This window comes from uncultured Ilumatobacter sp. (assembly GCF_963980585.1).
GTDB lineage: Bacteria > Actinomycetota > Acidimicrobiia > Acidimicrobiales > Ilumatobacteraceae > Ilumatobacter_A.
Window position 1 is genome coordinate 1 of sequence record NZ_CAXCAM010000070.1, and the last position, 10,620, is coordinate 10,620.

Consider the following 10,620-nt stretch of genomic DNA (forward strand, 5'->3'; position numbering starts at 1 on the left):
TTGTCGAGTTTCCGAGCCGGCGTGTCGCGGGTTCGCCGACAGCGGACTGACTGCGAGATGATCAGTCCATGCCCGACCACGACCTTCCCGTCTTGCACCTCGATCGGCCGATCCTCGATGCCGACCTGGCCTATGTCGGAGAGTCGGCCCGGCTCGTCGGCTCGACAGACACCGAGCTGGTGGGCGTCGCCGCGTCGGTGATTGGCATTGGTCACCAATGGGACGCAGAACGATTCGCCCGATTCCCGGAGCTGCGAGTGATCTCACGCATGGGAATTGGATACGACAACGTTGACCTCGATGCTGCCAGAGCGGCGGGGGTGGTGGTCTGCAACGGCCCAGACTCGCCAACGGTGTCAACTGCGGAGCACGCGATGATGCTGTTGCTCGCAGTGACCAAGGAACTGCCGACCCACATGGCGAGCGCAGCAGCTGGCCTGGGCGGGCCAAAAGTCGCCACGTCGCTCGAACTCGACGGCGCAACGCTCGGACTCGTTGGCCTTGGGCGCATCGGTTCGCGCGTTGCGGTCGCCGCTCAAGCCTTGGGGATGAACGTGGTTGCACACGACCCGGGTCTGTCGTCGAGTTCTGTCGACGGCGTCAGATTGGTGAACCTCGACGAGTTGTTCCGAACAGCGCACGTCGTCTCGTTGCACGCACCGTCGACTCCAACGACACGGCATCTGATCGACGCCGCAACGATTCAGACAATGCGACGAGGCGTGTACATCGTCAACTGCGCGCGCGGTCCGTTGATCGATCAGGAGGCGCTCCTCGCGGCACTCGAGGCCGGACAGGTTGCCGGCGCGGGACTCGATGTCACTGAACCCGAGCCGCTCCCTGTCGGTCATCCTTTGCTGGGTCGGCCAGATGTGATCATCACGCCGCACATCGCGTCGTCAACAGCGGCCGGTCGCCGGCGGCTGTTCGAACACGCTGTCGACAACGCGCTGGCTGTGCTCGCTGGTCGGCCGGCGTCGGTGGTCTCGTAACTTCGGCCCCGTCGTCCCTCAAGTAGCAGCCCCAGGCCCTTGACCGTCAGGGATCGACGGCTACTTGAGCTGACCCAAGATCTGGCGGAAGGCGTCCGCGTCGTCTGCATTGTTGACGGGAATCGAAAACTCGATGCGATCGAGTCGTTCGGCGAAGCGGTCGTTCAACTTGGTCGCGATCTCGTCGTAGGTGCCGATCGTGGCGACGGTATGCAGCATCTCGTCATGCACAAGCCCGGGTAGATCATCCCAACGCTGGGCGCGTGACAGTTGGGACGCCTCGCGTGCGATGTCGCCCCAACCGTGCAGCTCAAAGGTCCGTCGGTACGAGGGGGTCGACAGATAAAACGCGACTCGAGCGCGGACGGTCTCGACCACCTGTTCGAGTCGCGCCGAGTTGGGCGCCGTACCGATCAAGGGCTTCAGGCAGATCTCGACATCGTCGAGTCGCCGGCCGCTGCGGGCGGCACCGCGCATGACGTTCGGGAGCACCTCGTCGTCGATGAACTTCGTGGTGCAGACGGGATGCAGGCGAACGCCGTCGGCAATTTCGCCTGCCACGGCGCACATGTTCGGGCCGATCGCAGCGATGTAGACCGGAATGTCAGGGTGCTCGATCGGGCCGGGATCGAACAACGGGACCATGACGTCGAGCTGATAGTGCTCACTTTCGAACTGCAATGGCTCGCCCGTCTGCCAGGTGTTCCACACCGCACGCATCGCGTTGACGTAGTCACGCATCCACGGGGCCGGCGCGTGCCAGTCGAGACCGTAGCGACGGGTGATGTGTGCCCGCACCTGGGTGCCGAGCCCGAGGAGGAAGCGGCCGCCCGACAACTTCTGCAGTGACCACGCAGACATCGCTGTGCTGGTCGGGCTGCGCGGAAATGCCATCGCGACCGATGTGCCGAGCTGAACTGAACTGGTTGTCGCCGCGCCCAACGCCAGTAGCTGATACGGATCATCCTTGGTCTCTTCGACCAGCACCGCTCCGACGCCGACATCTTCGGCCACCGCTGCCAGTGCACCGAACTCTCGGATGTCGAGCGGGATTTCTGGCTCGCGTAGACCGGGGTCAAGCTTGCCGAGCGGGAGCAGAGTCTCAACGATCACTTCGTTACCAACATGTCCCAGAACATATTCGATGGGCGACGATTGGCTCTCAGTCGGCCGACCTGCGGCGACCGGTCTGCCAGCCGTTGAGAAGAGCGGCAGCGAGCATCACGATGGACACCAGCAGATAGCCATTGCTGTGGGAGTCGACCAGTTCAGGGATGTTGTCCGGTGTGCCCACGACAGCGACCAGCAACGCCACGCCGAAGGCAGCGCCGACCTGTCGGAGGGCGTTGCTGACAGCGCCGCCAATCGAGAGTCGTTCCGGTGGGAGTTCTGCGACGCTGGCCCCGGCGTTGGCCGCATTGAAGCCAGCGATGCCGATGCCGACGACGACAACGAGGGCCATGAACAGTCCAGGATTGCGGGTCTCGTCGAAGCTGATCGCCATGGCCGCTGTGCCCACGCTGACGGTCAACACACCGGCTATCGCAGGGAGGCGGAACCCGACTCGCGCGGCCAGGCGCCCGCCGAGGGGAGACAGGGCGGCCACGGTGACCGGGCCGATGAGGGCGATGAGCCCGGCCTCAAGGACGGTGTAGGACCACGCCTGACGGAGAAACAGCACGTTGTTGAGGTTGTAGGCCGCATATCCGCCGAAGAAGACGAACCCAGAGAAGCTGGCGATGCTGAACGAGCGGCTGCGGAACAATGTCAGGTCGACAATGGGCTCAGGATGGACCCGCTGTCGCGAGACGAACACGACAATCGCGACCACTCCGACAGCGATCGAAAGGAGCGTTGCAGGGTGTGACCAACCCCAGACGCCTGAGCGGGAAACGCCCAGCACCAGAGCGGCCAGCCCTGTGGTGACAACGCCGGCACCGAAAAAGTCAGGTCGGTGCCGAGACGATGACGTTGGTGACTCGCTGAGGACCCGCCCGCTCGTCGTGAGGAGCGCAGCGCAGAGGGCAACCGGAATCCAAAATGCTGCGCGCCAATTGGTCACCTCGATGATGGCGGCGCCGATGCTCGGTCCGCTCGACACACCCAAGGCCCCGACGGCGCCCCACAGCGCCATTGTCTGGGTTCGGCGTTCCAATGGGAATGCTGCAACCAGGAGTCCGAGAGCCGCGGGTGACATGAATGCGGCACCGACGCCTTGAACTGCGCGTCCGGCAAGGAGCACAGCAAGGGTGGGAGCGAAAGCGGCGAGAGCGGCCCCGAGCCCGAAGGTCGCGACACCGATCTGGAAAATTCGGCGCCGCCCGACGCTGTCAGCGGTCTTGCCCGCCACGACGAGCAGTGAACCAAACAGGATGTTGTAGAGCGTCACGATCCACGAGCCGTCCGCCCGGCTGACCCCGAAGTCACTGAGGATGTCGGGGAACGCCACGTTCACGACCGCCAGGTCGAACATGATGATGAAGAACGCAGTCGCGCAGACTGCAAACACAGGCCACGGAGACCGCGTCGCGGCAACAGTCTGAGCGTCGATGGTCTGTTCGCTCATCTGCCGGCAGCGTTGCCAAGGAAGCGGTCAAGGGCATGGCCGCTCGGCAGCGGCCAGTGAATGAGCATCGGACCCGACCGTAGCGACCGGCCCGGGGAGCATTCCGACTGGGGGAGTGGCCAACTAACGTCGGCGCCCTGATGAAGAAATGGATTCCCCTGGTCGTCTTGTCCCTTGCACAGTTTCTGATGGTGCTGGACCAGGCGGTGATGAATGTGGCGATCAGCCAGTTGGTCGAGGACTTCGACACGACAGTGACAACGATTCAAGGCGTCATCACGTTGTACGCCTTGGTCATGGCGACGCTGATGATCACGGGCGGCAAGGTGGGCGACATCATCGGCCGACGCAGGGCGTTTGTCATCGGGCTCGTCATTTACGGGGCTGGTTCGGCCTTGACTGCCGTGTCCTGGAGCGTTCCGTCCCTGATCGTTGGATGGTCGGTGCTCGAAGGCATTGGCGCGGCGCTCGTCCTCCCCGCGCTCGTGGCGTTGCTTGCCGCCAACTACGGCGGACGCGATCGAATCACTGCGTTCGGTGTCATCGGTGGGGTGGCGGGCGTTGGCATTGCTGCCGGCCCCATCATCGGCGGCTTCTTCACCACACAGTTGTCGTGGCGTTGGGTCTTTGTCGGCGAGGTGATCATCGCACTGCTTATCGTGCTCACTGCCCGCTTGATCGGCGACGCCAAGCTCACTGGACGCCGGCCGAACCTCGATGTGGTGGGCTCGGTGCTCTCCGCGATCGGACTGGGGTTGATTGTGTTGGGGATGCTGAAAGCGAGTTCGTGGGGATGGCTCAGCCCGAAGGAATCCCCGCTCGAACCGTTCGGTTTCGCGCTCACACCCTTCGTGATCTTGGCAGGCGGTGTTGTGCTCGCGTGCTTCGTGCGGTGGCAACACCACCGCACCTCGCACGGACTCGACCCGCTGGTTCGCATGGAACTGCTGTCTGTTCCCCCGTTGCGTTCGGGACTCGGCTGCTTTCTGAGCCAGAACCTCATTTTGCTCGGCGTCTTCTTCATCCTTCCGCTCTACCTCCAGATCGTGCTGGGCTTCGATGCCTTGGAGACCGGCATCAAGATGTTGCCGATCTCGATCGCCATGTTCATCACTTCGTCGAGCGGTCCGCTCCTCGCCGGTCGGTTCGGGCCCCAGCGCGTCGTACAAGCCGGCTTCGTCCTCCTGATCGTGGCAGCGTTCGGAATGCTGCAGGCGATCAAACCCGAGCTTGACGGATTCGGCTTCGGGTTGACGCTGGCGATTCTCGGTGTTGCCATGGGTCTTATCGCGTCGCAACTGGGCAGCGTGCTTCAGTCATCGGTCGGCCCAGAGGACCGAGGCGAAGCGGGCGGTTTGCAGTACACCGCGCAGCAACTTGGATCGGCGATCGGCACAGCGTTGATCGGTGCAGTCGTCGTCAGCTCGCTCGTCGCTGCGTTTGTCAACAACATCACTGACGAGGTCGCCATCCCTGCAGAACTGACGAGTGCCATCGAGATCGAGGTGGCGTCGGGGAGCAGCTTCGTCGCAGCAGACCAGGTCGCAGTCGCCCTCGCCGAAGCCGGGGTGGAAGACCCTGACGTTGACGCCGTCGTGGAGGAGTATCGCAATGCTCAGCTGGCGTCGCTCAAGGTTGGGCTGCTGCTTGCCGGGTTCCTCGCCATTGCCTCCTTGGCATTTACGCGGCACCTGCCCGGGAGGGAAGCAGATCCGGACGAAGTTCTGACGTCAGCGTGAGGCATGGACGCTGCGCGCTCGGATCACGAACATGCTTCCCGCCAGGATTGCGAGGGCGAGAGCGGTCAATAATCCGTTGCCAGGTGCGTCACGGCGGTCGAGAAGAACGACGAGCAGCCACATGCCGACGGTGACGCTCGCGCCGAACATCGTGCGGCGCAACCACCGGACGAGAGTCGCTGTCGGGACCTTGCCACCGGTCGGAAATGTTGCGGCCAGAGCATTGACGGCGTGGTAGGCGAGGAGACAGACGCTTGCCGCGGGCAGCCATGGCGTATCCACACGATCGACCGTGATGAGCCAATGCGCCGCGCACACTGCAATCGCCACGAGAGCAGTATGTGAATCCGGCTGGATTGCAGAAGCGCAGGCGAGGACGGTCACGACAACAAGTCCGAACGGCCACCACGTACCGACCTCTGCAGTGACAGCGAACAACGCACCGAGCGGAGCAAGCACGGTGACCAGCCGCAACCACCACTGCTGCCGACTGGTTCCGTGGAGCTCGTCGATCCAGCCCTGCAGCTTGGCCGAGTTCATCGCCGCGCCATCCGTGGGGCTGCGGCGCGACGGGCGATCTCGCGGAGGAACGGATCGAGACTGCCAGGCCCGCGCCAGGCAATGACCGGAACACCGACGTTTTGCACCGAACGGACTTCGCGTTGCCGCTCGAGAAGACGGATGCGCCACGCCAACTCGGTCGACGCGTCGTCGTCGGTATGGACGTCATCCGGCAAGGTATCGACCACGGCAACCGTGAGTCCGTGGCTCGCGATCGACACAGCTCGCTGGAGCGCGATGGGTGAGATGAGCGGCGACAACATGATCGCCAGCGCGTCGCCGGGGATCGCCCCGCGGCCGGCACGGACCTCACCGGCACGACTTGTGTCGGGGTCGATTACGGCGAGTACGTCGAGGATCCGGCGGAGATGGCCGCGCCCGCTGGCAGGAGGAACATGGGACCGGCCTCGTGAGCCGAAGACCTGCAGTGACACACGATCTCCACGGAGTAAGAAATGTTCCGCGATTGCGCCGGCGGCTCGCACGGTGGTGTCCAGACTCGATGCTGCGCCGTCGATGCCGCCGGACGTGCCGAAGTCGGCGAGTGCGTCGACAAACAGTGCAACGTGGGTGTCCTGATCTGCATAGGTCGATGTGACGTGGAGATCGCCGCTCCGGAGCGAACGCCGCCAGTTGATGCGACGTAACCGATCGCCCGTCTGAAACGGCCGAATTCCAGAGAATTCGCTCCCGTCGCCGGGATGCGACGAGCGGTTCAGCCCGACGAGTCCGTTTGCCCGATGCTGCGGTGGCGCCGCGTCAAACACCTCGGGGAGGGGAAGTGTCGTCACCTGGTACCCAACGTCGAGCGCCCTCCAGCGGAATGCGCCCCACGAGCTGACGGCAACCACGTTGATCGGGCCGATCTCGTGACGACCCCAGTGCGTGCAGCGCATCGCGACGGCGACGGCGGCCGTGGTCGTCGAGTCGCCGTGGTCGACACCCGTCGCCACAACGCCCGAATGTGGACGCGTCTCGAGCCACGTGCGTGGTGGAGCGAACGCAACGACGTGGTCCACGGCGTTGACATCGCAGAGCTCTGCTGCCCATGTCGTCGCCTCGCCTTCACGAATCGTCCGAGGACTGATCTGACTCGTCAATGTCGGTGCATTATCGGGTCGGGTTGCGGTCGACCACACCGCGACGAAGGCGAAGGGTGTGGCCAACACCAAGATGGCAGGAACTCGGAACAGCAGCGCCGCGCCAATCCCGACGACGCCCACGACGATGGCGCGGAAGTGAGCTGGGCTTGGGCTCCAGGGGTCGACGCTCGAGACGGTCACGTCGTCGTGGCGTCGGCTTCGAGCGCTGCCGGAGTCGGCACCGACGCCAATACCGCAGCGACCACCGACGCGCCGCTCGCGTTACTCATCCAGAGCTCGGGCTTGACGGCGACCCGGTGGGCGAGCACGGGGACGGCCACTGCCTTGACATCGTCGGGAGTGACGTAATCGCGACCTTCGATGACAGCGAAGGATCGTGCGACCAACATCAGCGCCAGCGCTCCTCGGGGCGACGAGCCCATCAGCGCGTGGGCATGGCGGCGAGTCGCCGCAGCGAGCGCGACGCAGTAGCGGCCAACACTCTCGTCGACGGTCACCCGCTCGATCGCTTCCTGCATCTTGAGCAGGGTGTCGGCGTCAACGATGGCCCGCAGTGTCTGGTCCTCCTGGCGACGGGCGAGGCGGCGGCTGAGAACCTCCCATTCTTCGTCAGCAGTCGGGTATCCGAAACTGATCTGCAGCATGAATCGATCGAGCTGTGCCTCCGGCAATGGGTAGGTGCCTTCGTACTCCACCGGATTTGCCGTTGCGAGGACGTGGAACGGGCGGGGGAGTGGGAAGGTCTCGCCTTCGACGGTGACCTGGCGTTCCTGCATCGCCTCGAGTAGCGCTGCCTGCGTCTTCGGCGGCGTGCGGTTGATCTCGTCGGCGAGGAGCAGGCCCGTGAACAGCGGGCCGTGGCGGAACGAGAACTCGTTGACACGTTGGTCAAAGATGAACGAGCCCGTCAGGTCCGCAGGCAGCAGGTCAGGGGTGAACTGAGCGCGGGCGAAATCGAGTCCCAGGGTCTGCGCGAATGAGCGCGCTGCGAGTGTCTTGCCGAGCCCGGGGAAATCCTCGAGGAGCACGTGACCGCCGGCGAGAATTCCGCCGAGCACCATCGTCAGGGGTTCGCGTTTACCGATCACGGCCGTCTCGACTTCGTCGAGAATCGCACCGGCGAGTTGAGAAACCTGGGTCAGTTCGAGGGAGGGCATGGGGGGTCTTTCAGTTGGAGTCTGGCGAGTGGGTTGTGAAGGCTTCGATCGATGTGACCGTGCGAACAAGGGTCCGGCGCTGTGTCATCGACCGGCGTACAGCTGGGTCGCTGACGAACTGCATCAGCTCGGGACCAAGTGCCTCTGCAGCGCCGACAGGATCTTCCGAGCGATCGATGCCGCGATCTGCGACGAGGTGATCGTCGAGCACCTCGACGAGGGAATCGCCGATCTCATCGCTGGGATCCGCGCGACCCGTCGGTGTTGCCCCCACCGATCCCAGAGCACGCCCACGACGAGTGGGCTGACGAAGTCGCGCCTTGAGCACCTGGACCCGCCGATCAGGACGAGTGACAGCGTCCTCAGCCGCACCGTAGTTGTGCCAATTCACCGGCGCCGTGGCCTGGCCGACGTCGAGAATCAACCATGTCGCAGCGGTCGCCACGATGACCACGAAGCCGACCAGCACGAGTCTGGGTTCCATGCCGAGCAGCACCATCAGCACGCCAGTGACGACTCCGATCAGGGCCGTGACAACGACCCAGCGTCGGGTGTTGTCCTGCAGCTGAGGCTGTCCTCGACTGCCGCGTTCGGCTCGAAGCCTCTGCACCCGGATCACGTTGCTGCCCCGACGGTGGAGCCGCCGAGCGCGTGATGGAGGCGCTCGAGCGCGTCGAGCGCAGCGCGACGGTCCGATTCGTCGAGCAGATGGTCAGAGAACCGGGCCTCGCGATACAACGCAGTGAGCTCGGTGATCGCTTGGGGATCGAGGGCGTAGCGCGCCAGAACGCGCTCGGTGAACTCCAGCGATGTGTCAGCCGGATCGCGCTCAAGGCCGGCCGCAGCGACATCGCGTTCGAGCCGGAGCCAACACTGCACGATGGCATTGCGGGGGGCGCCGTCGAGGAGCGCAGCTCGGTGCGCCGCAGCATGTTCGACGACCGCTGCGGAAATGTCTGGCAAGACCTCGAAATCACCTTCTCCAGACGATTGACGTCGCCAGCGCAACCGCGGCCGCTTGCGCCACGCGGTGATCACGAGGGTGATCGCAATCACGAACACGAGCACGACGATGACCACACGCAGCACGGCGCTGAGCCATTCGGGCAGCTTGATCGGGTCATTGCGCGCATCGTCGGGTGCGGTCAACACTTCTCCGGGTTCGAACGCAATGTCGATCTCAAGCGGTGCGCGTTCGCCAGAGGTCGGGTCGAGCTGCGGCTCGCCCCACAAGCTCACTCCGCCTGACGTGCTGACCGCGGCAAACAGCAGGCTCGTGAGGGTTGCAGCGACAACAATCCACGCGCTGCGACCATTCATGTCCTGACCATCACTCACCCATGATCCTGGCTACGACCAGCCGCCGTCAGCACTGATGACCTGGCCGAAGGTAAAGGTGGACGCATCACTCGCCAAGAACAATGCGAGCTCGGCGGTTTCGCGGGGCGTGCCGAGGCGTTGGGCGGGAACCTCTGACTTGAGACGGTCACGGAACTTCTCGTTCTCCATGATCGCTGGCGGGTAATACGTGTCGTTTTCGACGAAGTTCTGTGCGATTGCGTTGACGCGGACGTTGTGCGCCGCCAATTCATGTCCGGCCGATCGGACGAAGGCATTCTGCGCTGCCCGTGCGGTGACGTAACTGGTCGCCTGTGGACGCATTCGACGCATCGGCGACGATGAGGTCAGTGCCACGATCGAGCCGCCACCACGGTCGATCATCGAAGGTGCCGCAGCCCGCACAAGACGCATCAGCGGATGAACCATGGCATCAAAACCGGCCAGCCACTGGTCGTCGTCGATGTCGCGCACCCGAGCGGCGTATGCCGCGAGGTCGAGGTTGGCGACGAGCACGTCGATCTCGCCAGTTGCCGCCAGGAGATCGGCCGGCTCGGTTGCGCCGATCAGCGCACCGCTGTCGGCGGTGACATCAGCGCCTTCCGCGCGGAACAACTCGACAATTGGAGGTCCCATGTAGGTGTCGCAACTTGTCACGAGGACCCGCTTACCAATCAGTCGATCACCCATGGATGCGCACCGTACCGTTTGGGTCGTTCGGCCCTGGCATGGAGAGCGGAGGTCGGCAATCGTGAACTAATGGCCAAGAAGTCGAGCGCACGCATGAAGAGCAATCCGCTCGATCCTCCAGATCTGGCGACCGCATCGAAGGGTGTGGCTCCGCCAGAGAAGCGGCAGCCGGGGGAGAAGTCAGGCCAGCAGTTGCGACAGCGTTATCGACGCGAGAAAAAGCTTGAGGCCTACCAAGTCGAGTTGCTCAAGTTGCAGTCACACCTCGAGAGCACCGGCCGCAAGATGATTGTCATCTTCGAGGGTCGCGATGCCGCTGGTAAGGGCGGCACCATTCGCCGCGTGACTCGGTACATGAACGAAAAGCACTATCGCGTCGTGGCGCTCGGCCGTCCGACTGACGAACAGCGTGGGCAATGGTTTCTCCAGAAGTACGTCACGCAGTTCCCACGTGCGGGCGAGATGGTCCTGTTC

The 10,620-nt window shown here is 64.0% G+C and carries 10 protein-coding genes and 1 pseudogene; 3 read left to right on the top strand and 8 right to left on the bottom strand.

Going from position 1 to position 10,620, the window contains the following annotated elements:
• Positions 1-68: 68 nt before the first annotated feature.
• On the top strand, positions 69-992 hold the full coding sequence (locus ACH2DW_RS14645; protein ID WP_394930486.1) for an NAD(P)-dependent oxidoreductase: 924 nt from the start codon (positions 69-71) through the stop codon (positions 990-992).
• A 60-nt stretch (positions 993-1,052) separates the two neighbouring features.
• On the opposite strand, the gene ACH2DW_RS14650 is transcribed toward ACH2DW_RS14645, so the two are convergent.
• Positions 1,053-2,105, bottom strand: coding sequence for a TIGR03617 family F420-dependent LLM class oxidoreductase (locus tag ACH2DW_RS14650; protein WP_394930487.1), 1,053 nt, complete (start codon positions 2,103-2,105; stop codon positions 1,053-1,055).
• A gap of 49 nt (positions 2,106-2,154) precedes the next feature.
• Positions 2,155-3,558 (bottom strand): MFS transporter, encoded by a 1,404-nt coding sequence (locus tag ACH2DW_RS14655; protein ID WP_394930488.1) that lies wholly within the window; start codon positions 3,556-3,558, stop codon positions 2,155-2,157.
• 140 nt (positions 3,559-3,698) lie between these two features.
• Between ACH2DW_RS14655 and ACH2DW_RS14660 the strand changes: the two genes are divergently transcribed.
• Positions 3,699-5,297 (top strand): MFS transporter, encoded by a 1,599-nt coding sequence (locus tag ACH2DW_RS14660; protein ID WP_394930489.1) that lies wholly within the window; start codon positions 3,699-3,701, stop codon positions 5,295-5,297.
• On the opposite strand, the gene ACH2DW_RS14665 is transcribed toward ACH2DW_RS14660, so the two are convergent.
• The 6 genes from ACH2DW_RS14665 to ACH2DW_RS14690 are packed head-to-tail and all read right to left on the bottom strand — an operon-like array spanning position 5,289 to position 10,146.
• Positions 5,289-5,837, bottom strand: coding sequence for a hypothetical protein (locus ACH2DW_RS14665; RefSeq protein ID WP_394930490.1), 549 nt, complete (start codon positions 5,835-5,837; stop codon positions 5,289-5,291). The genes ACH2DW_RS14660 and ACH2DW_RS14665 overlap by 9 nt on opposite strands.
• The gene (locus tag ACH2DW_RS14670; protein WP_394930491.1) at positions 5,834-7,141 is read right to left on the bottom strand and encodes a DUF58 domain-containing protein; all 1,308 of its coding nucleotides are present in this window, start codon (positions 7,139-7,141) and stop codon (positions 5,834-5,836) included. The genes ACH2DW_RS14665 and ACH2DW_RS14670 overlap by 4 nt, the downstream gene beginning before the upstream one ends.
• Positions 7,138-8,118 (bottom strand): AAA family ATPase, encoded by a 981-nt coding sequence (locus ACH2DW_RS14675; protein ID WP_394930492.1) that lies wholly within the window; start codon positions 8,116-8,118, stop codon positions 7,138-7,140. The genes ACH2DW_RS14670 and ACH2DW_RS14675 overlap by 4 nt, the downstream gene beginning before the upstream one ends.
• Before the next feature lie 10 nt (positions 8,119-8,128).
• Complete coding sequence (locus ACH2DW_RS14680; protein WP_394930493.1) at positions 8,129-8,728, bottom strand: hypothetical protein; 600 nt, start codon at positions 8,726-8,728, stop codon at positions 8,129-8,131.
• A 5-nt stretch (positions 8,729-8,733) separates the two neighbouring features.
• Positions 8,734-9,438, bottom strand: coding sequence for a DUF4129 domain-containing protein (locus tag ACH2DW_RS14685; protein WP_394930494.1), 705 nt, complete (start codon positions 9,436-9,438; stop codon positions 8,734-8,736).
• A gap of 30 nt (positions 9,439-9,468) precedes the next feature.
• Positions 9,469-10,146 carry an SDR family NAD(P)-dependent oxidoreductase gene (locus ACH2DW_RS14690; RefSeq protein WP_394930495.1) on the bottom strand — a complete coding sequence of 226 codons (678 nt, stop codon included), beginning with the start codon at positions 10,144-10,146 and terminating at the stop codon, positions 9,469-9,471.
• Positions 10,147-10,215: 69 nt separating this feature from the next.
• Here ACH2DW_RS14690 and ACH2DW_RS14695 point away from each other — a divergent pair.
• Positions 10,216-10,620, top strand: a pseudogene (locus ACH2DW_RS14695) (polyphosphate kinase 2); the annotation flags it as partial.